A 25,363-nucleotide genomic window follows, 5' to 3' on the forward strand; every position below is an offset into this window, starting at 1 on the left:
TCCTGAGCCTTCAGGGCTGCATTAATAGCAGGGGCGTTTAGCGGTTTTCTTCAATATAGCGGGCCAGGTCCGCCGGGGTTTTTAGCACCGTCGCCACGTCAGTTGGCGGGATCATGCAGCCGTAAACGTCCTGCACTTCCAGCACCATATCGACCGCCAGGATGGAGTCGAGAATGTCGGATTCAATCAGTTCATCGTGAAAGCCCACCTTACGGGATAACACTTTTTCGAACAGGGCGAGAATTTCTTGTTCCATAATTTTTCCTGGAGTCATTAATTTGTGCGGGCGTAAGCGTCCAGCAGCTTGCGGTCAATTTTGCCGTTAGGATTCAGCGGCAAAGCGTCTTGTACGATAATTTGTGAAGGCACCATATAGTGCGGTACCACCTTCGACAGCGATGTTTTGATAGTGTCCGGCGCCATATCCGTCACGCAGAACGCGGCTATGCGCAGCACGCTGCCGCAGGATTTCATCAGCGGCAGGACCACCGCTTCGTTGATGCCGGACATGGCCAGCAGGCGGTTCTCGATCTCGTTGATTTCGATACGGTAACCGTTCAGTTTGACCTGGCTGTCGTTGCGGCCCTGGCAGTAAATAAGCCCCGCTTCATAGCCAAGATCGCCGGTCCGGTAGCCGCGAAACGCTTCATCTTCCCGACGGAGTAATTTCGCCGCGTTCTCCTGCGGCAGGCCGAGATAGCCGCGCATGACGTTTTTACCCCAGATAATCAGCTCGCCGTCGGCGGAAATTTCCATTTTGCTCTCAGGCATCATGACGCCCACCGGCAGCACGGCGCTGTCACTGTTCAGGATCGCATCCGTGATTTCAACCACGGTCGTCGCGATGGTCGCTTCCGTAGGGCCATAGGAGTTAATGATTTTGGCCTGCGGGAAACGGCGGCGGAGCTGTTTAACCAGCGCCTTATTTAACACTTCACCAATGAAGATAAAGACGCTCAGCGCTGGCAAATACTCGCTGTTGAACTGCGGGGAAAGCAGCTGCTGGTATGCAAAAGAGGGGGTCGAAACCCAGGCGGAGACCGCGCTGCTTTTCAGTCGTTCCAGCCAGTTCTCTTTCTGAATGTCCTCTTTGGCGTTCAGCACGATATGTCCGCCCATCGCCAGATTGGCCAGCAACGGTATCAGGGAGAGGTCAAAGCTGAATACCGCGTGGTTCATCAGGACCGGTTTTGCCGGCAGCGAAAAGTCCTGGCTGACCCATTTCATGAAGTGCCATACGCTTTCACGCCCAATCTGCACGCCTTTAGGTTTACCTGTGCTGCCTGAAGTAAACATGATGTAGGCCAGATCCTGCTCCTCCAGTACCTTGCCCGATTCCCCGGTGGCGATGAACTGCCGGGTCGCCACGTCGTAATAGTAAGGGGCGCTGGCCAGATGGCAGATCTCCCGAAGGCGCTCCTGCGGATAGATGCAGTCCACTGGGATGTACGGAATGTTGTGCAGCAGGCAGCTATAAATCGCCACGGCGAACTCGGCCTGCTGGTGTCCGTACAATACGACCGGCGTACCGGCAACAGGCTGGCAGCGCTGATAGCGCTGCGCCCAGTCCGTCACGGCAGCGGAAAGCTGTAGCCAGCTTAAGGCTTCGTCGCTGCCGCTGATGGCCAGCTGCTGCGGGGAGGCGGGATCGCATAATGCCGCACGTAAGAAATCCTGCAGTTCCTGAAGATCGGAGTGATTTTTCATAGAGGTGACATTCCACTAAAGATGTAAAGGGATCCCGCGGCGCTTCCCAGCGTCAGAATTCGCCCTAAAAACGCAACGGCCGGATACTGCAAGCCGCGGTGCAATGCCGGGCTGCGTTTGGATGACCACAGCAGCATGTTGTGAGCGACGGAAATCGCGCCAAACAGCGCGCCGCTGATGACGTAATGGCGCTCCAGGCCATTCCATGCCCCCATGCAGAACAGGGTGCAAAAAATACCGATATTTTGCGCCAGCGTTTTGTTCTGACGGAAAAAGTTGAACTTCATCAGGTTCATATAAACGGGCATAAAGACCACATCGCGCAGCCATTCAGACAGGCTGATGTGGAAGCGGCGCCAGAAATCCTGCGGGTTCTTTGCCAGAATCGGCATATTGAAGTTTGCCGGGATGTTGAGCCCAAACAGGCGGCCTGCGCCGATGGCCATATTGCTGTAGCCCGCAAAATCAAAGTACAGGTAGGTGCTGTAGGCAATCGACATCACCACGCCCACGGTCAGCGTAAACGGGTTATGGCTCCAGGGCTGCACGACAAGCGAATCAATCAGCATGGCAAACAGGAACTTCTGCACAATGCCGGTAATGATTTGCTCTAACGCGACTAAAAACTGTTCACGGTTAAGGGCAAATACGGGCTTGCTGACGTCAATCATCCATGTCCGCCAGCGGTACATTGGGCCGGCCAGGATAATAAAGGGCATAAACAGATAGCAGAAATAGTGCAGGAAATTCTGCCCTTCTTTTTTACTGCGATAGAGCAGCACGTCCACCGCGCGGAACGTCATAAAAGAGAGACCGATCATGCCCCAGTGGTTATTTAAGTGTAATTTCACCAGCAGCAACGGCAATAATGTCAGAACGATTGCCTGCCACGTTTTTAACCATCCCTTCTCTTTTAGCGTGGCGAAAATATAAAAACTGATAAAAACGGCGACGGGGACAATATAATCACCCTGAAATATATATCCCCATCCCAGCGCCGTCAGCACCGATAGCGCAGATAACCAGGTCAGACGATGGCGTAATACGCGATTGACCAGCGCAAACGCCAGCGCGGATGAAAATAAATAAACAAAAAACATTCCTGAGCTGTACATTATTCGGCCTCAGAACTTTTGATATTCAAAATGCAGCTGCATACTCATGCTGTCATCGACAGAGGTCCACGCGACGATGGTGATCGCCAGCAGGAGATAAAGGAAAAAAAGACGGATCGCGATTTTCATTATTTAAAGCTCTGTGCAATAAAGCGAATCATAGGAACCCAGGCCAGTTCGGAAGGGTGCAAACGATCCCAGTTCCAGCCATTTTGATAAGGCATGGCGTACATATCTAAATACGGGATCTGGTTCTTTTCCAGAATGGTTTTTATTTGCTTATCAACCGGACGGAAGGTATCGGTATTGTAAAGCGCCCAGGGGTTAACCGGGTCGACGATAGCAATCACCTGCACGTGACGTTCTTTCAACAGCTGGACGGTTTTACTGAACGCGGCGATTTGCGCAGGCACGACGGGCGTGTCATCCCACTGTTGCCGCGTACCGTCCTCCTCGTAAATCGTTTTGTCCATCCACAGCGTGGCCGCGCTCTGCTGGCGTTTTTTATTTAACTCGCGCGCATTCGCCAGCTCTTTATCCCAGTCGGGAGCAATGTGGGCGGCTGTCTGCGGCGGCCACGGCTGTACCGCCTGGGGCGTGACGTTGAGCAGCGCCAGCCAGTCGTTTTTTATCATGGTACAGACGTTGGCAAACTGGAAGCTCAGTTCGTCCCACATCAGATCGGGGTGCCAGCCAAAGACCCGCATTTGGCCAAAGGTTAAATGGCTTATTTCTTTACTATCAATATGCTTTAAATAATTAACCAGCAGCGGGCGCGCCTGCGGATCCTTCATCAGCGGATTAAAAATAGAGCCGGGAAAATTATCGGCATAGATAGCCGGTGGCAGCCCTTTTGAGTAAAAGCTGTCAGGAGCCAGAAGCAAAACAACTTTACTGTTTGCGTTAAGGCTATTTTTAAAACGTGAGAACAGTAAAAATTGCGTTTCATCATCGACGAACGCATCGCCATACGCCACGACGGGTTTGTGCAATTGCTTATTAAAGTAATTATATACGGCGTAATGTTCATCTTCTGAGGTGGCAACCTCAGAGGCGCCAATGAAGAAAATAGCATTCCCTTCTAAGGCATGGGAAATAGTCGCAATTTTTTCCGCTTGTTCTTTAGGCGTGCCCGCCATTGATTTTATCAGCGGCTGGAAGGTGAGCGGCGGATTGAAGCTCGTCACCAGCGGGTGAACACCGAGGAACAAAATGGCCAGAGTCGCCATCAGGATATGTAAGCAAAGCGTATTTTTGATTTTCATCATCAACCCGTAACACTGCATGGCAGTAATGTCTAAAATCTGCGGGAATTCAGATTTATAACAATTACACAACAAATGACCTTCTATTTTTGAGGCATTCTATACCAGAGCGATTTAAAAGGATGAGCGTTGCTATGTTACGGTATGTACAAGGTCGAGGTGAGTGACGTGAGAGCAGCGTATGGGTGATTTTTGCGCAGTCAAACGCCGGTGGGTAAAAATAGAAAAATTCCTGCTTTACAAGGCGCTAATAGATGTTTATAGTGCGCCTCACTTTGGAAGCGTGGCCGAGCGGTTGAAGGCACCGGTCTTGAAAACCGGCGACCCGAAAGGGTTCTAGAGTTCGAATCTCTACGCTTCCGCCAAATTCGAAACCCTGCGATAGCAATATCGCAGGGTTTTTTCGTTTTACAGCGCAATCACCAGTTCCCCGGAATGGCTTCGAGAACAGCACAGCGCCACCTGCTGGTTTGGCGCGCCTTTTTCCGCCTCCGACTGCACGCTATCCCGATGATCCACCACGCCGTCAATCACCGGCGTCAGGCACGCCCCGCAGATCCCCATTTCGCATGAAAGCGGCACGTCTACGCCGTTTTCCTGTAATACCTGAGCGATGGTCTTATCCGCGGGCACCGGCCAGCGCTCCCCGGTCGAGGCGAGTTTGACCGTAAAGATCTCGCCTGCGTCACCGCGTGCGGCAGGGGCCGCGGGCTGAAACGCCTCGCTGTGAAGATGACCATCATCCCATCCCCTGGCCGTCGCCACGTCTCGCACTTTTTCCATAAACCCTGCCGGACCGCAGATCCAGGCGTGAAGCCCCGACTCAGCCACCGGAAGATGTTCTGCCAGCGCCGTACGCGGGCTGGCGGTATGAATCTGGCACTCACCGAACCGGAAGAGTTCGCGCGCAAACGCCGCGCTTTCGCGGCGTTTGACGTAATAGTGCAGCTCAAACGGCGTTCCGGCCGCCTTCAGCTGCAGGGCCATTGCATACAGCGGCGTAATGCCAATGCCTGCCGCCAGCAGCAACACCCGATCAGCCTGATGCAGCGGAAACAGATTGCGCGGAGCAGAAATCGCTAATTTCTGCCCGGGTCGCAGCGTCTCGTGAACGTAGCGCGATCCGCCGCGCGAGGCGGTTTCCCGTCCCACGCAGATAAGATAGCTCTCGTCTCCGCATGCCCCGGTCAGGGAATACTGGCGCACCGCGCCGCAGGGCAGGTGCACATCAATGTGCGCGCCGGGCTGCCACGCCGGCAGCGCGTTACCGTCTTCAGCTACCAGCCTGACGGCGAGGCTTTTGTCGCCCTCGCGCCACAGCCCGTCAACAATTACGCTCAGCATATCGGCCTCCGTCATACGAGGAAAAATTCGCCAAAGCCCATCTTCTTCAGTCCCCGACGGTAGGCAATTGAGCTTTTATCGGCGGGAATATGGGCTTCCAGCGTCAGATCCAGCGGCAGACTTTCCGGGCGCTGGGTTTCGACCATCAGGCGATCCTCTTCAAAAATCCGCAGATTGAAGGCATGCACATCTTCCACCGGGATATGCAGGTCAAAGTTACGCGCGATCGGCGCGAACATGCGGGTTACACGTGACGAGACGGGCGATGCGGCGTTCATAATGACCAGTCTCGATTCTCCCGGAAAATGAATCGTCAGGGTGGCGGTAAACGGCAGATGCATTTCAAAATGGCGCAGCCACTGAAACCCTTCTGGCGCCTGCACGGGTGAACTGGCGGGATAGTTGCTCACGGAGCTCCAGTAATCGGCAACAAAACCGAACGGCGTCTCCTGCGGCTGATAGGTGGGAACCAGCTGATTACTGGGATCGGCAAAGGTATCGGTGTGGATCCAGGCAAAGTGCGCTACGTCCAGAAACCCCTCTACCTGACGACCGGCAAAGCCGTTCACCTCAAACGCCGGGCAGTTGATCTGCTGAAATCCGTCGTCATCCCAGTGCGGCATGGTGGGCAGCGGTACAGGATTGTCCGGGTCAAACGCCAGGCAGGTCCAGATCAGGCCGAAGCGCTCTTCCACGGCGTAGTTTATCAGGTTCAGCTTCGCCGGAACGGGCTGGTCGGGGCTGGACGGAATACGGTTGCAGCGCCCGTCCTCCCCAAAGCGGAGGCCGTGGTAGGGGCAGATAATCCCATGCTCATCGTGAAAGCCGAGCGTCAGCGGCACGCCGCGGTGCGGGCAGACGTCACGGGCGACCACGACCTGGTCGTTAATCCGGTAAATCACCAGCTGTTCATCCAGCAGGGTCGCCTTAACCGGTGCCGGGCCAACGTCGCAGGCGCGCGCGACCGGATGCCAGCATTTCGCCAGGCGGAGCCAGTCCTCTGGCTCAAACGTGCAGTGGGCGGGTGGAGTCGGTTCTCTTTTCATCGTTATCCCTCTTACGTTCAGCCTAACGGGCCGCCCTGAATGGTCTCGCACAGACCGTTGATGATGCGCTCGCCGGTCTCCTCTTTGAGCTCCTGATACCAGGCCTGCGTCAACGCCATGTCTTTACCGTGGGTGACGTCGCAGCGTTTACGCGCCTTCAGCACCAGGTCGCGCACCCGGTCGCAGCGCAGCGCCTCGTACTGCCGCAGCGCCAGCGTGATGTTGTGGTTTTCTCGCAGGCATTCTCCCAGCACCACGGCATCTTCCATCGCCGCACAGCCGCCCTGGCCGATATCCGGCGTGGTGCTGTGTCCGGCATCGCCGAGCAGCGCGACGTTGCCGCGCACCAGGCTGTCGAACGGCTCAATGTCGTGGATTTCAATGCGGTTGGTCGTTTCAGGATCCAGCGCCGCGATAAGCTTCTGCACCGGCGGCGCCCAGCCGCGGAAGTAGCCCGTAAGGTCGGCGCGCAGGGTGGTGCGATCCTCCGCCAGGCCCGCGGGCAGCGGCACGTCAAAAAAGAAGTAGAAGCGTCCGCCGGAGACGGGCATCAGCGACACGCGTTTGCCTTCGCCAACGAAGGTGGTCCACTGGTGCGCCGGGGCGATTTCTTCGTCAATCTTCACCAGCCCGTTCCAGTTCACGTACCCGGCGTAGCGGCGCTCCGGGGTATACCCCAGCACGTACGGGCGCACGGCGGAGTGGCTGCCGTCGGCGGCAATCAGAAAATCGCCGGCTACCGTGGTGCCATCGGTGAAGGTCACGTTCACGCCCGCGTCGTCTTCATGGACGCGTTCGACGCGCTTGCCGAACTGCACCTTGTCGCGCCCCCAGAAGTCCAGCATTTCGCGCTGAAGCTCGGCGCGCGAGACGGGGCAGGGGCGCCCACCGGTACGCTCAACCAGCGGGGCAAGGCTGAAGCGGGTCAGGGTGTCGCCGCGCCGGTAATCCTTGTAGGCCATAAAACGCATCGGCCCGCCGTACGTCTCGATGATGTCGCCCATGCCGAGGTGCTGCATGCATTTCACGCCGTTAGGCCAGATGGAGATGGCCGCCCCGACGGGCCTGATCTCTTTGACGGCTTCAAACACGGTACAGTCGATGCCCGCTTTCTTCAGCGCGACGGCGGCGCTCAGGCCGCCAATACCCGCACCAATGACGATTGCTCTCATGCTTCTCTCCTTTTGCAGGGTGTAAAGACATTCAGCAATTTGCGTACCAGGCTGCAGAGTGGCGAAAACGGCGTTGTGAGGGGGACGTTTGCACTGCTAAGGTGCGCAAACACGGTGAACGTGCCTTTTTTTGAATCAAAAATTTCCAGTTGAGCTATACGGAATCGACTGTTTCACACCCGCGTTCAGAGTGGCGTGGTTTGTGCAATACCCGAAGGAAGACAATAAAGGAGACGCTATGATCGCACTGCACGACTTCAATCATCTTCCCCACGAAAAGGCGTTAGCGCTGATTCATCCCTGCGTGGCGCTCCCCGAGTGGGCCGATGCGCTGGCTCTGAGGCGACCCTACGCCAGCCGGGACGAATTGTTCAGTACGGCAAGCGCGCTGACGCAAAACTGGGATGAAGCGGCGCTGGCGCAGGCCCTGAACGCCCATCCGCGCATCGGGGAAAAGCCCGCAGGTTCACAGGCGGAGGCGGCGCTGTCGCGCCAGGAGCAGGGCGAGGTGAACGATCGCGATGCTGACCTTGTCCGGGCGCTGCGTGAGGGAAATGCCCGCTACGAGGCCCGCTTCGGACGCGTCTTTCTGATCCGCGCGAAGGGCCGCAGCGGCGAGGAGATTTTACAGGCGCTGCACGCGCGGCTGGAGAACAGCGACGCGCAGGAAGTCCGTGCCGCGCTGGAACAGCTGCGGGAAATTACGCTGCTACGGCTGGAAGGAGTCATTAGCGAATGAGCACACTTAGCACCCATATTCTGGATATCTCAACGGGCAAACCCGCAGAGGGCGTGACGGTTCATCTCGAACGGGAGGGCGAAATCATGGCCACGGGCGTGACCAACGCCCAGGGGCGCATCGCCGCGTTCGTTCCCTCTCTGCCCGCGGGCCGCTATCGGCTGGTGGCGGAGATCGGCGCGTGGTTTAGCGAAACCGGTCGCGACACGATCTGGCCCTGCGCGCAAATTGATTTTGTGACGGGAGAAACGGCAGACGAACATTTCCACCTGCCGTTTGTGATTGCGCCCGGCGGGTGGTCAACCTACCGGGGCAGTTGACCACACCCGCTCGCCGTTGACCCAGGTCTCGCTGATGTTGCGCTCGTCGCCGAGGGTCATCAGCACAAAAAGCTGCTCGTAGATATCCTGGCAGCGGCGATTGCGCAGGCGCTGCAGCGGCGTCACGTCGGGGTCAATCACCACGAAATCCGCCTCTTTCCCGGGCGCGAAGTTGCCAATCTTATCTTCGAGCCTGAGAGCGTGCGCGCCGCCCAGCGTGGCGTGATAAAACGCCTCGCTGGCGCGCAGGCGGTAGCTCTGAAGCTGGACGACCTTGTAGGCCTCACCCAGGGTGCGCAGCATGCTGAAGGTGGTACCCGCCCCGACGTCTGTGCCGATGCCCATGCGCACCCTGTGCTGCCAGCAGGCGGGCAGGCGAAACAGCCCGCTGCCGAGAAACAGGTTAGAGGTGGGGCAAAACGCCACCGCCGAGCCGGTGTCGTGCAGGCACTGCCACTCGCTGTGGTGCAGATGGATCGCGTGGGCAAACACGCTGCGCTCGCCGGTCAGGCCGTAGTGGTGATACACGTCCAGATAGCGCTCGTGCTCCGGCCAGAGATCGTTCACCCAGGCCACTTCGTTTGGGTTTTCGCTGAGATGGGTCTGCAGCCAGGTATCCGGAAACTCCTCTCTGAGCAGGCTAACCGCGGCGAGCAGCTCGGGAGAGGACGTTGGGGCAAAGCGCGGCGTAATGGCATACCCCAGCCGCCCCCGATGGTGCCAGCGCTGGATCAACTCCCGCGTCTGCCGGTAGCTCTGCTTTGCATCTTCGCTCAGGTAGTCCGGCGCGTGCCGGTCCATCATCACCTTTCCGGCGATAAGGCGCATGTTCAGGCGCAGGGCTTGGGTAAACAGCGCCTCGACCGATTCCGGATGCAGCGTGCAAAACACCAGCGCGGTGGTGGTGCCGTTGCTCACCAGCTGCTGAATGAAAAATTCGGCGATTTCTTTCGCGTAGGCTTCATTGGAAAACTGGCTCTCCACCGGGAAGGTGTAGGTGGTCAGCCACTCCAGCAGCTGTTCGCCAAAGGCGCCGATCATCTCCGTTTGCGGATAATGGACGTGGGTGTCAACAAAACCGGGCAACAGCAGCCTGCCGCGCAGGTCGGTGTAGCCCTTGTGGGGGTCAAGATACTGCTCACCCTCCTGCCACGGCATGTGCGCCAGAATTTTCCCGCTCTGTATAAACAGCAGCCCGTCCTCAAGGTAGCGCGCGTGTTGGGCAATCGCGTCTGCGCTGTCGCAGACCTGGGCAATATCAAAAAATGCGCCGCGGATCGCTGTCTGGTAATCCATCATGGTTCCTGCCTTAGTGTTTGCGTAGCGGGGGTGAGAAGGCGCAGCAAGAACGGTGCCAGAATGAACGGGCCGCAGATACGCTGCGGCCGGAGGAGGGGGTTACTCTTTTTGCGTTGCCACGCGGGAGCTGAACGACGTCGCGCCCGCCGTCTCGCGCTCTTCCCGCGCCAGCCAGCGGTAGGTGACGCCGCCGAGGAAGACGCCGATAAACCAGCTGAAGTTTGCCACCTCATGCAGGGCCGGGATGAAGCTAATCACCAGGCCCACGGCAACGGACGGGATCAGCGCGCCAATCGCTTTCGGGTTGAAACCGTTGCGGTACCAGTATTTGCCCTTTGGCGTGTCGTCGAACAGATCGTCAACCGACACCTTGCCGCGCTTAATCAGGTAGAAGTCGGCAATCAGAATGCCGAACAGCGGGCCGATAAACGCCCCGAGCACGTCCAGGGTGTAGTGGATAAGCTCCGGCGAGTTGAACAGGTTCCACGGGGTGAGCAGGATCGAGCCGACAGCGGCAATCATGCCCCCGGTGCGGAAGCTGATTTTCTGCGGCGAGCAGTTAGAGAAATCAAACGCCGGGGAGACGAAGTTCGCGACGATGTTGATCCCGATGGTGGCGGTGATCATCGTCAGCAGGCCAATCGCCACGGCCAGATCGTTGCCCACGCGGCTGACGGTTTCGATCGGGTCGGTGATCATGCGGCCAAACAGCGACTGGGTGCCGGAGACAATGACTACGGTGACGATGGAGAACAGCAGGAAGTTAAACGGCAGCCCCCAGCGGTTGCCGCGGCGGATCTCACCCATGCTTTTGCCGTAGCGGGAGAAATCGCCAAAGTTGAGCAGCGGGCCGGAGAAGTAAGACACCACCAGCGCGGTCGCGGTGATCATCTGCCAGGTCTGCTCGCCCGCGCTCAGGGATTTGCTGGCGAGGGTGAAGGAAATGCCGTCAAAACCGGTCTTGTATACAATCCAGCCTGCGAGGGCCAGCATCACCACGTAGACCGCCGGACCGGCGATATCAATAAAGCGCTTGATGGCGTTCATGCCGTGCCAGAAAACCATCGCCTGCAGTACCCACATAATGGCAAAGCAGATCCAGCCCAGATGCGACAGGCCCAGGAACGCGCCTGTGGTAAGCGAAGAGAGCGACGGCCAGAACTTCAGCGCCACCAGCATCAGGGCGTTGGCGGCCAGATAGGTCTGAATACCGTACCACGCGAAGGCAATCAGCCCGCGGATCACCGCCGGAATATTGGCCCCGAAGACGCCAAACGCCTGACGGCTGATCACCGCATAGGGCACGCCAGCCATCTGGCTTGGTTTGGCCACCAGGTTGGCGCACAGCTGCACGATGCAAATCCCCACCAGCAGGCAGAGCAGCACCTGCCAGCTTGCCAGCCCGAGCGTAAAGAAGCTCGCGGCGACAACATAACCCCCCATGCTGTGAACGTCCGACATCCAGAACGAAAAGATGTTGTACCAGCTCCAGTTCTGGTCACGCGTCGGTGCCAGATCCTCATTGCAAAGACGTGGGCTGTAAACCGCACCGGAATCAGCGGCCGTACCTTGCTGTGCGTTTTGACTGTTTGGCATGAAACCTGCTCCTGTGAATGAAAACCCGTTAAGCGGGAGTGCAAACGGTGTTGCAGGATCCAGGCCAAAATAATAAATCTTGTATGCAATATTTTATTTTTATGTATACGATTCGATAACGAAGAGTAAAAGACGGAGTGGTGAATGAACAACATAAACGCCCTGCAGACCGCGCCAGACCTGCATGACAAAGACGAATCGATCTTTCAGGCGCTGATGACCGCGATTGTCGAACATCAGCTGCTGCCGGGGAGCAAATTGCCGGAAGAGGCGCTGGCCGAGGTGTTTGGCGTAAGCCGCACGGGCATCCGCAAGGTGCTTCAACGACTCGCCGCTGTGCAAATGGTCACCCTGACGCCCAAGCGTGGTGCACACGTCGCCAGCCCGACGGTGGAAGAGGCGCGACACATCTTCCGCACCCGCGCCCTGCTGGAGGTCGCCAACCTGCCGGACGTGCTGGCCCGCTGCCAGCCGCCGCACCTTGCCGCGCTGGAGGCCATCATTCGCCAGGAGCAGCAGGCGCACGAGGCGTACGACGGCCCGGCGGCAATTCGCCACTCCGCCAATTTCCACATTCAGCTGCAGGCCATCTCCGGCAACCAGGTGCTGACGGAGATGGTGACCGGCCTGAGCCAGCGCTCGTCGCTGGTGATTGCCACCTGGGGCGCGCCGTGGCGTCAGGGGTGCCGCTGCAACGATCACGAACAGCTTGTGGATCTGCTGCGCCAGAAGGCGCTCCAGCCGCTCAGCGATGCCTTAATGCACCATTTTGAACATATCGTCGCCAGCCTCTGCTTCGAGCGGGCGGGCGAGTGTCTGCCTGATTTTGCCCGGCTGTTTGCCGGCCACAAGGAGTCGTAATGTCCTCTGTCTGTATACAAGTGATCAACCCCAACACCAGCCTCGCGATGACGGAAACCATCGGCGCGGCGGCCCGCGCGGTGGCGGCGCCGGGAACGGAGATCCTCGCGGTCTGCCCGAGCGCGGGCGTGCCGTCTATAGAAGGCCACTTTGATGAGGCCATCGCCGCCGTGGGGGTTCTCGAACAGGTTAAGCTCGGCAGAGAGCAGGGCGTGGACGGTCACGTCATCGCCTGCTTTGGCGATCCGGGCCTGCTGGCGGCGCGCGAGCTGGCGCAGGGGCCGGTTATAGGCATTGCGGAAGCCGCCATGCATATGGCGACGCTGGTGGCGACGCGCTTTTCGGTGGTCACCACGCTGCCGCGCACGCTGATTATTGCCCGCCATCTGCTGCATCAGTATGGCTTTCACGATCGCTGCGCGGCGCTGCACGCTATCGATCTCCCGGTGCTGGCGCTGGAAGACGGCAGCGGTCTGGCGCAGGAAAAAGTGCGTGCGCGCTGTATACAGGCGCTGAAAGAGGACGGCTGCGGCGCCATCGTGCTGGGCTGCGGCGGCATGGCGACGCTGGCGCAGGAGCTGACGCGCGAGCTGCGCGTGCCGGTCATCGACGGGGTCAGCGCGGCGGTGAAGATGGTGGAGTCGCTTGTGGCGCTGGGGCTGTCGACCAGCAAGCACGGGGATCTGGCCTTCCCGGAGAAAAAAGCGTTAAGCGGACAGTTTCAGGCACTGAATCCATTTTAATTTTTGGGGGTGGCAATGGGGCTTTTTGAACAGAATTACCCGCGGGATCTGCGCGGCTACGCGGGCAACCCGCCGCACGCGCGGTGGCCGAATCAGGCGCGCATCGCCGTGCAGTTTGTGCTCAATTATGAGGAAGGGGCGGAGAACCACGTTCTGCACGGCGATGCCGGATCCGAGCAGTTCCTGTCGGACATTATCGGCGCGGCCAGCTACCCGGATAAACACATGTCGATGGACTCCCTCTACGAATACGGCAGCCGCGCCGGATTCTGGCGGATCCACAGTGAATTTCAAAAGCGCGGCCTGCCGCTGACGGTCTTCGGCGTGGCGATGGCGCTGGCGCGTCATCCGGAGATCGTCGAGGCAATCAAGGCAGCGGATTACGACGTGGTGAGCCACGGCTGGCGCTGGATCCACTACCAGAGCATGGATATCAGCCAGGAGCGCGAACACCTGCACAAGGCGGTGCACGTGTTGACCGACCTTTTCGGCAAGCCGCCGACGGGCTGGTACACCGGGCGCGACAGCCCCAACACCCGCCAGCTGGTGGTGGAGCACGGCGGCTTCGACTATGACAGCGATTACTACGGCGATGACTTGCCCTTCTGGACGGAAGTGGCCTGCGGCGACGGCTCCCGCAAGCCGCACCTGATCGTGCCCTATACGCTGGATGCGAACGACATGCGCTTCGCCACCGCGCAGGGGTTTAACACCGCCGAGCAGTTCTATACCTACCTGAAGGACAGTTTTGACGTGCTGTACGAAGAAGGGGAAAGCGCGCCGAAGATGATGTCCATCGGCATGCACTGCCGCCTGCTGGGGCGGCCGGGGCGTTTTCGCGCGCTGCAGCGTTTCCTGGATTACGTGCAGCAGCACGAGCGGGTGTGGGTCTGTACCCGCCAGCAGATTGCCGACCACTGGCGGGAGGTGCATCCGTTTCAGAAATAACTGAGCCGTGTTTAGCCGGGTGGCGGCTGCGCCTTACCCGGCCTACAGGACCCACAGGGCATACGGGACATCGCAGGCCCGGTAAGCGCAGCGCCACCGGGCGGGTTTTTCAGCGTTACACCATCAAACTCACCTGCGCCGCCACAATCCGCCACCCGTAGGCAAACCGCACCCACGTCTGCTGCTGGCGGCCAATGCGATCCGTGCCCTCGCGGGTAAACTCGGTGCTGCACACGGCATAATCCTCCCCGAAGGTGGTAATCACGGTGTGACGCAGCGTCCGCTGCAGCCCGGCGGCGGGGCGCGCCGCGCGAAAGGCGCGGATTTCATCAATCCCATACAGGTTTTCACCCGCCCCCAGACGCACCGTGTTTTTGTCGTGCCAGAACAGCTCGTCCAGCACCGCAACGTTGTTGCTCACCAGCGCGTCTTCATAGCGGTAAAACGCGGCGGTCACCTCGGCAACCACCCACGGCAGGTTAATGTCATCGTGATTCATCATGCGGCCACCTCCGCCGGACGCGCGTCGGCGATCCCACTCTCTTCCAGCACGCGCGCTACGCGCAGGCAGGCCTGCTCGTTAAACGGCGCGGCAATCAGCTGCAGGCCAATCGGCGCACCCTGGGCGGTGCGCAGCGGAACGGTGGTCACGGGCAGGCCCAGAAATGAAATCGGCTGGGTCAGCATCCCCATGCTGGCGCGAATGGGGAGCGGCTGACCGTTAATCTCCATGGTCTGCTCACCCGCGAGCGTGGCGCTGCGCGGCGTTGCCGGAGCGATCAGCACGTCGGCCTGCGCGAACAGGGTTTTAAACGCCTGCCGGGCGTGCGCGCGAAACCGCTGGGCCTGAATGTACCAGGCGGAGGGGATCATTGCGCCTGCCAGCAGGCGTTCCCGGGAGTGCGGCTCAAAACGCTCGGGCTCGCGGCGAAGCGCGGGCAGGTACTGATTTCCCCCTTCGGATGCGCTGATGATAAACGCCGCGGAGCGCGCCAGTTCGGCATCAGGGAACTGCAGCTCATCCTGCACGTCGAGCGCCTTTGCCACCCGCGCCACGGCGTCTCTGGCATCCGCATCGCACCAGGTGGTGAAGTAGCCGCCTAGCACCGCGCAGCGCAGGCCGTCAAGCCCGCGGTCGAGCATGGGGCGCGTCTGCTCGCGCGAGCTCTCTGCCTGAAAAGCGTCGCTGCTGTCCCGGCCCTGCAGCGCATCGTATACGGACGCCAGATCGCAGACGCGGCGGGCAAAGGGGCCGATATGATCGAGGCTCGCGACAAACGGATGGCTGCCGGATCGTGACAGGCGGCCAAACGTGGGCTTCAGGCCATAGATGCCGCACAGGGAGGCCGGAACGCGAATCGAGCCGTTGGTGTCGGTGCCGAGCGAAAAATGCACCAGCCCGGCGGCCACGGCGGCGGCCGAGCCGCCGGACGAGCCGCCCGCAATGCGCGCCAGATCGTGCGGGTTACGCGTCGTGCCGTAGTGGCTGTTTTCGGTCGTGAAGCCGTAGGCGTAGGCGTCCATGTTCACCATCCCGGTCAGCAGCCCGCCCGCGCTGCGCAGCTGGCGCACCGCGAAGCTGTCAGCGGCCGCGGCGGGGCGCTGGCTGAACAGCTCTGCCCCGGCAAGGGTGGTGTGGCCGGCAACGTCGAACAGGTTTTTTACCGCGTAGGGTACGCCCGCCAGCGGCGGCAGGGGGCGCTTTTCGCGGCGGAGGGTATCGATGCTCTCGGCCTCGGCGAGCATGCGTGCTTCCGTCACGGCGGTCCAGGCATTGATCTGCGGGTTAACGCGCGCAATTGCCTCCAGCGTCTGACGGGCTATCTCCTGGGCGCTCAGCTCGCCCGCGCCCAGCGCATGCTGGATCGCGCTGATACTCATCTCGTGTAGCCTCATGCTTTATACACTCCTGCGATCTCCAGACGGTCGTCGAGCGGCAGCGCCATCAGCGGGGCGGCCATGCTTGCTATGCGGCTGAACTGCAGCTGCAGCTCGGCGCGGCGGGCGTCGTCCAGCGTCACGCCGAGCACAGACTCCATTTGCGCCAGATACGCCTGCCAGTCGGGTTGTTGTGTCGTCATTGTTTTCTCCTCAGAATCCGGCGGCCGCGCCGTTGCTGCGCGGGTCAAATGCCCCTTCGAACAGTCCGTTGGGGTGGCGGACAATCGCGCCCGCGTGGCCCATCGCTTCGCTGAAGTCAGGGAACATTTCCACCTCGTGTCCGAGTGCCTGAAGCCGTGAGACCGTCTCAGCGCTAAAGCGTCCTTCCAGCTTTAACGTGTCCGAGGTTTGTCCCCATGTGCGCCCCAGCAGCCAGCGCGGGCGGGAAATGCTCTCCTGCAGTGGCACGCCCTGAATCGCGTAGCGGGTAAAGAGCGCGGCCTGGGTTTGCGGCTGGCCGTCGCCGCCCATCGATCCGTAGACCATCACGCGCCCGTCCTTAAGACGCGCCGCCGCCGGGTTCAGGGTATGGAAGGGCTGCTTGCCCGGCGCGAGGGCCAGAAGACTATCGGGATCGAGGCTGAACGATGCCCCCCGGTTCTGCCAGACGATGCCGGTGTCGGGCAGCACCACGCCGCTGCCGAACTCGTGATAGATACTCTGGATAAACGACACGGCAAGCCCGCTGCTGTCCATCACTCCCATCCACACCGTATCGCCGGGGCCTTTTCCGGTGCCCCACGGCGCGGCGCGGCCGTCGTCAACCCTGTCGGCAAGCGCCTGCAGGGCGGCGGGATCCAGCAGACCCTGAATATCGGTTTTCAGCTCGCGCGGGTCGGTGATGTGGGCATCGCGCAGGCCAAAGGCCAGCTTGGTGGCTTCAACGATGCGGTGAATGGTGTCGGCGTCGTCGGCCTCCGCCATATTCAGGCAGTCGGTGATGCCGAGTATCGCCAGCGAGACCAGCCCCTGCGTCGGCGGGGCGTGGTTAAAGATCTCCCCCTGCTGATGCTGCAGCCTCAGCGGCGCGGTGCGCCGGGCGACGTGCGTGCGCAAATCGGCCAGCGTCACGGGCAGGCCCAGCGTCTCCATGCCGTGCGCCAGGACTTCCGCCAGCGGGCCGCGGTAAAAGCTGTCCAGACCGTCCTCCGCCAGGCGCGTCAACGTCGTGGCCATGGCGGGCTGGTAAAAGCGGCTCCCGACCTCTGGCGGCTTGCCGTCCACCAGCCAGGTTTCCGCGAAGCCGGGGATGTGCTTCAGCTCGTCGAATTTGCTGGCCGTGGCATGGGCCTGCGAGGCCGTGACCGGCGTGCCGTTCTGCGCATAGTCAATGGCGTCGGCCAGCAGGCGGGACAGCGGCAGCGCCTTGCCGGTCAACTCGCGCGAGACCTTCAGCGCCTCGTCCCAGCCGCTCACCGTGCCGGCGACGGTCAGCGCCGCGCGGGGGCCGCGGTGGGGAATATGCGCCAGCCCGTCGTAGGCGGCGAGCGTTGCACGCGATCCCGCCGCGCCGCTGGCATCAATGGCGACAGGTTCGCCTTCCGGCGGCACGATAAGCCAGAAGCCATCGCCGCCCAGCCCGTTCATGTGCGGGTAAACCACGGCAACGGTGGCCGCCGCGGCGACCATCGCCTCTATCGCGCTGCCGCCTTCGCGCAGTACCGCCAGCGCGCTCTGGCTGGCAAGATGGTGGGGCGCAACGGCCATGCCGTGCGTGGAGACATTACTTTGCATAAAGCGTCCTCGTAACCCTGAAAGTCACAAGGTGCTGCAAAAGCTGTTCCAGATCTGAAAGAAAAGTTTCAGTAAACTGGCACGTATAATGAATACGCATAATAAAAGGTACAATGTGATGAAACAAAAGTTACAGAGGCGCTATGGAACAACTGGATGAACGTCTGAAAGCACAGTACCCGTCGCTGTCGCCGCAGGAGCAGCGGGTGGCGGACTTTATTTTCGACCATTTTGACGACCTGATTAGCTACAACAGTGCCGAGCTGGCGCAGCTGAGCGGGGTGTCGAAAGCCACGGTCAGCCGTCTGTTTAAGCGTCTGGGCTATGAGAAATATAAGGACATGCGCGACGAGCTGCGCACCCTGCGCCAGAGCGGGATGCCGCTCACCGATAACCGCGACGCGGTGCAGGGCAATACGCTGCTGGCGCGCCACTATAAGCAGGAGATGGCGAACCTGACCCAGTGGGTCAATGCCCTCGACGCGCAGCAGTTTGCCGACGCCATGGCCTGCATGGTGAAGGCGCGGCGCATCGTCATTATCGGCATGCGTAACGCCTATCCGGCGGCGCTGCACCTGCGCCAGCAGCTGCTGCAGGCGCGCGGTCAGGTGCTGGTCCTGCCGCAGCCGGGGCAGAGCCTGGGCGAGGAGCTGGTGGATTTAACGCCGGACGATCTGGTGGTCATGATGGCCTTTCGCCGCCGCCCGCGCATCATCCGCCCGCTGATGCAGCAGCTTCAGAGCAGCGGTATTCCGGTGCTGCTGATGTGCGAGCCGCAGGCGCACAGCCTGTTTCCGCTGGCGAGCTGGCAGCTCTGCGCCCCGCTGGACAGCGTCTCGGCCTATGACAGCTACTCCTCGGTCAATAGCCTGATCAACCTGCTGGCGAACGCTTTCCTGCATGAGATTCTCGATAAAGGCCGTCCGCGCATTCACGAGATTGCCTTCCTCTACCAGCAGCTGGACGAACTCGAACAACGATAATGGGGCATCAGGGTGGTGCTTTGCATTAAAATGGTGCATGTGGCGGGTCGGGAAAACGCTCGTTTTTTCGACCCTTCCCCGTTTTATCAGGCTTTACAAGAATATTTCCCGCTTCGCCCTATCTGGCACATTAGTTGCAAAATCACATTCAAAGAATCTTTTGTTTCATGTTAACGTTACGGGGAAGCACCATGAAAAAATTGTTGATTGCACTGGCCGGGGCCGCATGTCTCTTCACACAGCTGCCGGCAAAGGCTGACCAGCTTCAGGATATCGAGAAGCGCGGCACCATCCGCATTGCCGTTCCGCAGGACTTCCCGCCGTTTGGCTCGGTGGGGACCGACCTGCAGCCGCAGGGCTATGACATCGACATGGCGCGCTATCTGGCCAAACAGATGAAGCTCAAGCTGCAGCTGGTGCCGGTGACCAGCGCCAACCGCGTGCCGTATCTGCAAACCGATAAGGTTGATCTGGTCATTTCAAGCCTCGGTAAAAACCCGGAGCGCGAGAAGGTGATCGACTTTAGCCGCGCCTACGCGCCGTTCTTCCTCGGCGTGTTTGGTCCGAAAGGCGCCGAGCTGAAAGATGCCGCCGCGCTGAGCGGAAAAACCATCGGCGTGACGCGCGGGGCGGTGGAGGACATGGTGCTGACCGGCCTGGCGCCGAAAGACGCGGACGTGAAGCGCTACGAGGATAACAACACCACGCTCTCCGCCTACCTCTCCGGACAGGTGCAGTACGTGGCAACCGGCAACCTCGTGGTGGCGGCCATTTCGCGCCAGAACGCGGATAAAGCCCCGGTGCCGAGCTTTATGCTGAAAGATTCGCCGTGCTTTATTGGCCTGAAGAAAAACGAACCGGCCCTGAAGGCAAAGGTGGATGCGCTGATTGAGCAGGGCATCAAGGACGGCACGCTGAACGGCCTGTCTGAACAGTGGCTGAAGGCCCCGCTGCCGGCAAACCTTGGCGCCTGAGCCGATGACTGAGCAACTTCATTTCTCCGCGCTCTGGCCGCACTGGCCGGAGCTGCTGGCGGGGCTGTGGGTCACCGTTCAGCTGACGGTGATGGCCACCGTCGGCGGCCTGGCGATAGGGATTTTCGGGGCGGCGATCCGCAGCGGACGCACCACCTGGTTCAGCCGGATCTGGGGCGCGTATGTGGAAATCATCCGCAACACGCCGTTTGTCGTGCAGCTGTTTTTCATCGTCTTCGGCCTGCCGAATCTCGGGCTGAAGATGACGGCGGGGGAAGCGGCGCTGCTGGCCATGGTGGTGAACCTGGGCGCCTACAGCACCGAAATTATCCGCGCGGGCATACAGGTCACGCCGAAAGGGCAGTGGGAAGCCGGACGCGTGCTGGGGCTCACCCGCCTGCAGACCTTTATTCGCGTGGTGCTGCCGCCCGCGCTGCAGCGCATTTACCCGGCGCTGGTGAGCCAGTGCATCATCGTGATGCTCGGCTCGTCGGTGGTGTCGCAGGTCTCCTATGAAGAGCTGACCTTCGCCGCCAACCTGATCCAGTCCAGAACGTTTTTGAGCTTTGAGGTTTATCTGGTGACAACCGGGATTTACCTGGCGCTGTCGATAACCCTGCGCCAGCTGATGATGGCGGCAGGACGCAAATGGCTGGGGGTGCAGGCATGATGACCACCTTTACCGACTGGGACATTATTCGCAACCTGCTGCTGGCCGGACGCTGGACGGTGCTGCTGTCGCTGGTGGCGTTCGTCGGCGGGGCGGTGGTAACGCTGCCGCTCCTGCTGCTGCGCCTGACGGGCGGGCGCACGGTGAAGCGCATTATCCGCGGCTATATTGAGCTGTTTCAGGGCACGCCGCTGCTGATGCAGCTGTTCCTGGCCTTCTTCGGCGTGGCGCTGTTCGGCATCGACGTCTCGCCGTGGACTGCCGCCTCGCTGGCCCTGACGTTTTACACCAGCGCGTTTCTGCTCGATATCTGGTTTGGCAGCATTCGCGCCCTGCCGAAGGGGCAGTGGGAAGCGTCGCGCTGCCTGGGGCTGACCTTCGGCCAGACCCTGTTTCGCGTCGTTGCCCCGCAGGCGCTGCGCATCGGCATCGCGCCGACGGTCGGCTTTGCCGTGCAGGTGATCAAAGGCACCGCGCTGGCGTCGATTATCGGCTTTATCGAGCTGACCAAGGCCGGGACGATGCTGACCAACGTGACGTATCAGCCGTTTAAGGTCTTTGCGCTGGTGGCGCTCGGCTACTTTATTCTGTGTTATCCGCTGTCGCGCTACAGCCGCTATCTGGAGACGAAATTCAATGCCTCTCATCACCATTAATCAGGTGCAGAAGTACTACGGCGATAACCACGTGCTCAAGGGCGTCGATCTGGATATCGACATGGGCCAGGTGATCTCCATTATCGGGCGCAGCGGATCGGGCAAAAGCACGCTGCTGCGCTGCATTAACGGTCTGGAAGGCTATCAGGACGGCAGCATCAAGCTGGGCGGCATGACCATTACCGATCGGGATTCCCAGGCGCGCGAAATCAGCCGCTCGGTCGGGATGGTGTTTCAGAGCTTCAACCTGTTCCCACACATGACGGCGCTGGAAAACGTGATGCTCGCCCCGCGTCGGGTGCTGAAGAAAAGCGCCGCCGAATGCCGCGAGCTGGCGAAGCAGATGCTGGAGAAAGTGGGCTTAGGCGATCGTCTGGATTACTACCCGTCGAGCCTCTCCGGCGGCCAGCAGCAGCGCGTGGCGATTGCCCGCGCGCTGGCGATGTCGCCTAAAGTTTTACTCTGCGACGAGATCACCTCCGCGCTCGACCCGGAGCTGGTGGGCGAAGTGCTCAAGGTGCTGGAGCAGCTGGCGGCCGAGGGGATGACGCTCATACTGGTTACCCATGAAATGAATTTTGCCCGCGAAGTGGGCGACCGCGTGGTGTTTATGCACCAGGGGAAAGTCTGGGAGCAGGGCGACAGCAAAACGCTGTTCGCCAACCCGCAGACCACGGAACTGAAGCAGTTCATCTCCTCCGTGCGCGGCCTCAACTGATAAGGACTGACAAATGGATATCGCACGCTTTCCGCAAATCAACCCGCCCCAGCGCCTGCTGATGGGGCCGGGCCCGATCAACGCCGACCCGCGCGTGCTGCGCGTCATGTCGAGCCAGCTGATCGGCCAGTACGATCCGGCCATGACCCACTACATGAACGAGGTGATGGCGCTCTATCGCGGGGTGTTCCGCACCGAGAACCGCTGGACGATGCTGGTGGACGGCACCTCCCGCGCGGGAATTGAAGCCATTCTGGTCTCCGCCATCCGCCCGGGAGATAAGGTGCTGGTGCCGGTCTTTGGCCGCTTTGGTCATCTGCTGTGCGAAATTGCCCGCCGCTGCCGCGCGGAGGTGCATACCATCGAGGTGCCGTGGGGCGAGGTGTTTACCCCGGACCAGGTAGAGGATGCGATTAAGCGTATTCGTCCGCGCCTGCTGCTGACCGTGCAGGGCGACACCTCCACCACCATGCTGCAGCCGCTCGCCGAGCTGGGCGCGATCTGCCGCCGCTACGACGTGCTGTTCTACACCGACGCCACCGCGTCGCTCGGCGGCAACGCGCTGGAGACCGACGCCTGGGGGCTGGACGCCGTCTCGGCCGGGATGCAGAAGTGCCTCGGCGGCCCGTCGGGCACCTCGCCGATCACCCTGAGCGCGCGCATGGAGGAGGCGATCCGCCGTCGCAAATGCGTTGAGGAAGGCATCCGCACCGACGCCCACCGCGACGGCGACGAGGAGATGATCTACTCCAACTACTTCGATCTCGGCATGGTGATGGACTACTGGGGGCCGGAGCGGCTGAACCACCACACCGAAGCCACCACCGCGCTGTTTGGTGCCCGCGAGTGCGCGCGGCTGATCCTGCAGGAAGGGCTGGATAACGGCATCGCGCGCCATAAGCTGCACGGCGATGCGCTGCTGAAGGGCATTCAGGCGATGGGGCTGGAGACCTTTGGCGACCTGAAGCACAAGATGAACAACGTGCTGGGCGTGGTTATCCCGCAGGGCGTCAACGGCGACCAGGTGCGTAAGCTGATGCTGGAGGATTTCGGGATTGAAATCGGCACCTCGTTTGGCCCGCTGCACGGCAAAGTGTGGCGCATCGGCACCATGGGCTACAACGCGCGCAAAGACTGCGTGATGACCACCCTGAGCGCGCTGGAGTCGGTGCTGAACTACCTGAAATTCTCCACCACGCAGGGGGCCGCCATGCAGGCCGCGTGGGACCACTATCACCGCGAGACGCCGCAATGAGCCCGGCGGCAGAACGGGTGATGGCCCGCGCCGACGCGCTGGCCGCCATCAGCGAAACCCCGGATGCGCTGACGCGGGTCTATCTCTCCACCCAGCATCTGCAGGCCAACCAGCTGGTGGGGCAGTGGATGAGCCAGGCGGGAATGACCGTCTGGCAGGACAGCGTGGGCAACATCTGTGGACGCTATGAGGGCGCGCAGGAAGGGGCGCAGGCGGTGCTGCTCGGCTCGCATCTCGATACCGTGCGCAATGCCGGGCGCTACGACGGCATGCTTGGGGTGCTCACCGCCATTGAGGTGGTGGACAGCCTGCACCAGCAGGGTGTGCATCTGGCGCAGGCCATCGAGATTGTCGGCTTTTGCGACGAAGAGGGGACCCGCTTCGGCATTACGCTGTTAGGCAGCCGGGGCATTACCGGCACCTGGCCGCAGGGCTGGCTGGAGAAAGCCGACGCCAGCGGAATCAGCGTGGCGCAGGCGATGACCCTGGTGGGGCTCGATCCTGCCCGCGTGCTGCATGCCGCGCGCCGTCAGGAGGATTTCAGCGCCTATCTGGAGCTGCATATTGAGCAGGGGCCATGCCTTGAGCAGGAGGCGCTCGCCCTTGGCGTGGTGGAAGCCATTAACGGCGCGCGCCGTCTGAACTGCCGCTTTACCGGCGAGGCCGGGCACGCGGGAACCGTACCGATGCTCCACCGCAGGGACGCGCTGGCCGCCGCCGCCGAGTGGATGGTTATCATTGAAAACGCTACCCGACAGCAGGGCGGCAACCTGGTAGCGACGGTTGGCGAGCTGCGCTGTCTGCCGGGGGCGGTGAACGTAATCCCCGGCGAGGTTCAGCTCTCGCTGGATATTCGCGGTCCGCAGGATGCGCCGCTTGATCGGTTGCTTAACGACCTGCTGGAACATGCCCAGGCGATCGCATCGCGCCGTGGTCTGGACTTCAGCGCCGAGGAGTTTTACCGCATTGCCGCCACGCCGTGCGATATCCACCTGCAAAAGGTGCTGGGGGAGGCCGTCACATCGGTACAGGGGCGCTCGCTATCGCTGCCCAGCGGTGCGGGCCACGATGCGATTGCCATCGCGGAACGCTGGCCGGTCGGCATGCTGTTTGTGCGCTGCAAAGGGGGCGTCAGCCACCATCCGGCGGAATCGGTGATGGCTGAAGATGTCGCCCTGGCGATTGAGGTGTTTTCGCGAGCGGTGATCCAGCTGGCGGACCGCGTTACTCCAGCCCCAGCGTATATTGCGCGATCTTAAAGTAGATAATCAGCCCGGTGCCGTCGATAAGCGTCGCGATAAACGGCGCGGAGACGACCGCCGGGTCAATGCCGCAGCGCTTGAGCACCATCGGGATCACGGACGACACAATCGCACTCCAGAGCGTAATGCACACCAGCGTCAGGCTGACGATAAGCGTAATTTCCAGCCCAATCCCCATCATCCAGGCGCGAATGCACCCGGCGACACCGAGCGTGGCGGCAATCATCAGCGAGGTGGTCATCTCTTTACGCAGCACGCGTCCGACGTCGCGCAGGCGGACTTCCCCCAGCGCCATGGCGCGCACCAGCGTGGAGGTGATCTGCGTCCCGCTGTTGCCGCCCGTGCCGATCAGCAGCGGAATAAAGAACGCCAGCGCGATGGCGGACTCCAGCGCCTCTTCAAAATGCTGGATCACCGAGCTGGTGTAGGCCTCCGCGACAAACAGCAGCAGCAGCCAGACGGAACGTTTCTTCCACAGGCTATACGGGCTGGTGTCCAGATAGGGCTTCTCCAGCGGCAGCGTCGCCCCCTGAAGCTGGGCGTCTTCGGTGACGTCATCTTCCAGCAGATGGGCGATTTCGCGCTCGGTCAGGCAGCCGACGAGCTTGCCGTGGGTGACCACGGGCACCACATCCGCGCCGCCGTGTGCCAGCAGTCCGGCAACGTCGGCACGTTCATCCTCCGGTTTGACCTGCAAAAACTGCGAAATCATCAGCGATTTCACCGGCTGTACCGTATCGGCGGTTTGCAGCAATTTACGCACGGCAATCATGCCCGCCAGGCGGCCATTGTCTTCAATAAAAATATGAGACGGAATATCGTCGTCTTTTAATTTTTCGAAGAATTGCTCGCGCGCCAGCGCCACGCATAATGAAATATCGAGGACAATAAAATCGGTATTCATATATTGCGCAATGGCGCTGTCATTGAATGCCAGATTCTGGTTGTGAATAGCGTAAGACATAGTGAATTCCCTTTGAATAATAACATCTCTCAGGGGCGAGCAAGACAGGGC

At 60.6% G+C, this 25,363-nt stretch carries 25 protein-coding genes, 1 tRNA gene and 1 pseudogene; 13 read left to right on the forward strand and 14 right to left on the reverse strand.

Annotation, left to right across the window (positions count from 1 at the left end; all coding sequences use genetic code 11):
* Positions 1-37 precede the first annotated feature (37 nt).
* The 4 genes from ACMWLG_RS01480 to ACMWLG_RS01495 all read right to left on the reverse strand — a co-directional run bounded on the left by ACMWLG_RS01480 (position 38) and on the right by ACMWLG_RS01495 (position 4,087).
* The gene (locus tag ACMWLG_RS01480; RefSeq protein ID WP_008499867.1) at positions 38-256 is read right to left on the reverse strand and encodes an acyl carrier protein; all 219 of its coding nucleotides are present in this window, start codon (positions 254-256) and stop codon (positions 38-40) included.
* A 17-nt stretch (positions 257-273) separates the two neighbouring features.
* Positions 274-1,707 carry an AMP-binding protein gene (locus ACMWLG_RS01485; RefSeq protein WP_045401701.1) on the reverse strand — a complete coding sequence of 478 codons (1,434 nt, stop codon included), beginning with the start codon at positions 1,705-1,707 and terminating at the stop codon, positions 274-276.
* Complete coding sequence (locus ACMWLG_RS01490) at positions 1,704-2,822, reverse strand: MBOAT family O-acyltransferase (RefSeq protein WP_045401704.1); 1,119 nt, start codon at positions 2,820-2,822, stop codon at positions 1,704-1,706. Before ACMWLG_RS01490 ends, ACMWLG_RS01485 begins: the two co-directional genes overlap by 4 nt.
* A 128-nt stretch (positions 2,823-2,950) precedes the next feature.
* Complete coding sequence (locus ACMWLG_RS01495; RefSeq protein ID WP_045619454.1) at positions 2,951-4,087, reverse strand: D-alanyl-lipoteichoic acid biosynthesis protein DltD; 1,137 nt, start codon at positions 4,085-4,087, stop codon at positions 2,951-2,953.
* 277 nt (positions 4,088-4,364) lie between these two features.
* Here ACMWLG_RS01495 and ACMWLG_RS01500 point away from each other — a divergent pair.
* Positions 4,365-4,452 (forward strand) — tRNA-Ser (locus ACMWLG_RS01500).
* Positions 4,453-4,495: 43 nt separating this feature from the next.
* Here ACMWLG_RS01500 and ACMWLG_RS01505 read toward each other — a convergent pair.
* Genes ACMWLG_RS01505 through hpxO form a run of 3 tightly spaced genes read right to left on the reverse strand, consistent with a single transcriptional unit; the run spans position 4,496 to position 7,649 of the window.
* Positions 4,496-5,431 carry a PDR/VanB family oxidoreductase gene (locus ACMWLG_RS01505; RefSeq protein ID WP_045401931.1) on the reverse strand — a complete coding sequence of 312 codons (936 nt, stop codon included), beginning with the start codon at positions 5,429-5,431 and terminating at the stop codon, positions 4,496-4,498.
* Between the two features lie 11 nt (positions 5,432-5,442).
* Entirely contained in the window at positions 5,443-6,477 is a 1,035-nt protein-coding gene (gene hpxD, locus ACMWLG_RS01510; protein ID WP_045401711.1) for a molybdenum cofactor-independent xanthine hydroxylase subunit HpxD, read from the reverse strand.
* A gap of 17 nt (positions 6,478-6,494) precedes the next feature.
* Complete coding sequence (gene hpxO / locus ACMWLG_RS01515) at positions 6,495-7,649, reverse strand: FAD-dependent urate hydroxylase HpxO (protein ID WP_045401715.1); 1,155 nt, start codon at positions 7,647-7,649, stop codon at positions 6,495-6,497.
* 238 nt (positions 7,650-7,887) lie between these two features.
* On the opposite strand from hpxO, the gene uraD reads away from it, so the two are divergent.
* Both uraD and uraH read left to right on the forward strand, forming a co-directional pair.
* Positions 7,888-8,388 (forward strand): 2-oxo-4-hydroxy-4-carboxy-5-ureidoimidazoline decarboxylase, encoded by a 501-nt coding sequence (uraD, locus tag ACMWLG_RS01520; RefSeq protein WP_045401719.1) that lies wholly within the window; start codon positions 7,888-7,890, stop codon positions 8,386-8,388.
* Positions 8,385-8,708 carry a hydroxyisourate hydrolase gene (gene uraH, locus ACMWLG_RS01525; RefSeq protein WP_045401724.1) on the forward strand — a complete coding sequence of 108 codons (324 nt, stop codon included), beginning with the start codon at positions 8,385-8,387 and terminating at the stop codon, positions 8,706-8,708. Before uraD ends, uraH begins: the two co-directional genes overlap by 4 nt.
* Here uraH and guaD read toward each other — a convergent pair.
* Positions 8,688-10,004, reverse strand: a complete 1,317-nt coding sequence (gene guaD / locus ACMWLG_RS01530; protein WP_045401729.1) for a guanine deaminase — start codon at positions 10,002-10,004, stop codon at positions 8,688-8,690. The genes uraH and guaD overlap by 21 nt on opposite strands.
* Positions 10,005-10,106: 102 nt before the next feature.
* Positions 10,107-11,603 (reverse strand): NCS1 family nucleobase:cation symporter-1, encoded by a 1,497-nt coding sequence (locus ACMWLG_RS01535; protein WP_045401732.1) that lies wholly within the window; start codon positions 11,601-11,603, stop codon positions 10,107-10,109.
* 144 nt (positions 11,604-11,747) lie between these two features.
* Between ACMWLG_RS01535 and ACMWLG_RS01540 the strand changes: the two genes are divergently transcribed.
* The 3 genes and pseudogenes from ACMWLG_RS01540 to puuE all read left to right on the forward strand — a co-directional run bounded on the left by ACMWLG_RS01540 (position 11,748) and on the right by puuE (position 14,155).
* Positions 11,748-12,464: a GntR family transcriptional regulator gene (locus ACMWLG_RS01540; protein WP_045401736.1), complete on the forward strand. Its 717-nt coding sequence runs from the start codon at positions 11,748-11,750 to the stop codon at positions 12,462-12,464.
* A pseudogene (hpxA, locus tag ACMWLG_RS01545) lies at positions 12,464-13,338 on the forward strand (allantoin racemase). Before ACMWLG_RS01540 ends, hpxA begins: the two are co-directional and overlap by 1 nt.
* Positions 13,256-14,155 (forward strand): allantoinase PuuE, encoded by a 900-nt coding sequence (gene puuE / locus ACMWLG_RS01550; protein WP_226855263.1) that lies wholly within the window; start codon positions 13,256-13,258, stop codon positions 14,153-14,155. Before hpxA ends, puuE begins: the two are co-directional and overlap by 83 nt.
* Before the next feature lie 115 nt (positions 14,156-14,270).
* Here the strand turns inward: puuE and hpxZ are convergent, their stop codons facing one another.
* The 4 genes from hpxZ to hpxW are packed head-to-tail and all read right to left on the reverse strand — an operon-like array spanning position 14,271 to position 17,830.
* Complete coding sequence (gene hpxZ, locus ACMWLG_RS01555) at positions 14,271-14,657, reverse strand: oxalurate catabolism protein HpxZ (protein WP_045401744.1); 387 nt, start codon at positions 14,655-14,657, stop codon at positions 14,271-14,273.
* A complete protein-coding gene (locus tag ACMWLG_RS01560) occupies positions 14,654-16,051 on the reverse strand; it encodes an AtzE family amidohydrolase (protein WP_047633697.1) in 1,398 nt (465 codons plus the stop codon). Before ACMWLG_RS01560 ends, hpxZ begins: the two co-directional genes overlap by 4 nt.
* The gene (gene hpxX, locus ACMWLG_RS01565) at positions 16,048-16,236 is read right to left on the reverse strand and encodes an oxalurate catabolism protein HpxX (RefSeq protein ID WP_028012637.1); all 189 of its coding nucleotides are present in this window, start codon (positions 16,234-16,236) and stop codon (positions 16,048-16,050) included. Before hpxX ends, ACMWLG_RS01560 begins: the two co-directional genes overlap by 4 nt.
* 10 nt (positions 16,237-16,246) lie before the next feature.
* Positions 16,247-17,830: an oxamate amidohydrolase gene (gene hpxW, locus ACMWLG_RS01570; RefSeq protein WP_045401752.1), complete on the reverse strand. Its 1,584-nt coding sequence runs from the start codon at positions 17,828-17,830 to the stop codon at positions 16,247-16,249.
* Between the two features lie 143 nt (positions 17,831-17,973).
* On the opposite strand from hpxW, the gene hpxU reads away from it, so the two are divergent.
* The 7 genes from hpxU to hpxK all read left to right on the forward strand — a co-directional run bounded on the left by hpxU (position 17,974) and on the right by hpxK (position 24,345).
* A complete protein-coding gene (hpxU, locus tag ACMWLG_RS01575; RefSeq protein ID WP_045401756.1) occupies positions 17,974-18,813 on the forward strand; it encodes a MurR/RpiR family transcriptional regulator HpxU in 840 nt (279 codons plus the stop codon).
* 191 nt (positions 18,814-19,004) lie between these two features.
* Positions 19,005-19,787 carry a transporter substrate-binding domain-containing protein gene (locus ACMWLG_RS01580; protein WP_023311064.1) on the forward strand — a complete coding sequence of 261 codons (783 nt, stop codon included), beginning with the start codon at positions 19,005-19,007 and terminating at the stop codon, positions 19,785-19,787.
* A gap of 4 nt (positions 19,788-19,791) precedes the next feature.
* Positions 19,792-20,457, forward strand: a complete 666-nt coding sequence (locus tag ACMWLG_RS01585; protein WP_045401934.1) for an amino acid ABC transporter permease — start codon at positions 19,792-19,794, stop codon at positions 20,455-20,457.
* Positions 20,457-21,113 (forward strand): amino acid ABC transporter permease, encoded by a 657-nt coding sequence (locus tag ACMWLG_RS01590; RefSeq protein ID WP_049008460.1) that lies wholly within the window; start codon positions 20,457-20,459, stop codon positions 21,111-21,113. The genes ACMWLG_RS01585 and ACMWLG_RS01590 overlap by 1 nt, the downstream gene beginning before the upstream one ends.
* The gene (locus ACMWLG_RS01595) at positions 21,094-21,831 is read left to right on the forward strand and encodes an amino acid ABC transporter ATP-binding protein (RefSeq protein ID WP_045354547.1); all 738 of its coding nucleotides are present in this window, start codon (positions 21,094-21,096) and stop codon (positions 21,829-21,831) included. Before ACMWLG_RS01590 ends, ACMWLG_RS01595 begins: the two co-directional genes overlap by 20 nt.
* A 13-nt stretch (positions 21,832-21,844) precedes the next feature.
* Positions 21,845-23,086 carry a pyridoxal-phosphate-dependent aminotransferase family protein gene (locus tag ACMWLG_RS01600; protein WP_045401763.1) on the forward strand — a complete coding sequence of 414 codons (1,242 nt, stop codon included), beginning with the start codon at positions 21,845-21,847 and terminating at the stop codon, positions 23,084-23,086.
* The gene (hpxK, locus tag ACMWLG_RS01605) at positions 23,083-24,345 is read left to right on the forward strand and encodes an allantoate amidohydrolase (RefSeq protein ID WP_023311068.1); all 1,263 of its coding nucleotides are present in this window, start codon (positions 23,083-23,085) and stop codon (positions 24,343-24,345) included. The genes ACMWLG_RS01600 and hpxK overlap by 4 nt, the downstream gene beginning before the upstream one ends.
* On the opposite strand, the gene ACMWLG_RS01610 is transcribed toward hpxK, so the two are convergent.
* Entirely contained in the window at positions 24,311-25,312 is a 1,002-nt protein-coding gene (locus ACMWLG_RS01610; protein WP_023311069.1) for a magnesium transporter, read from the reverse strand. The genes hpxK and ACMWLG_RS01610 overlap by 35 nt on opposite strands.
* Positions 25,313-25,363: the final 51 nt, after the last annotated feature.

The sequence above is a fragment of the Enterobacter sp. 01-M-02-SI-ECC genome (genome assembly GCF_047530595.1).
Lineage (GTDB): Bacteria > Pseudomonadota > Gammaproteobacteria > Enterobacterales > Enterobacteriaceae > Enterobacter > Enterobacter cloacae_M.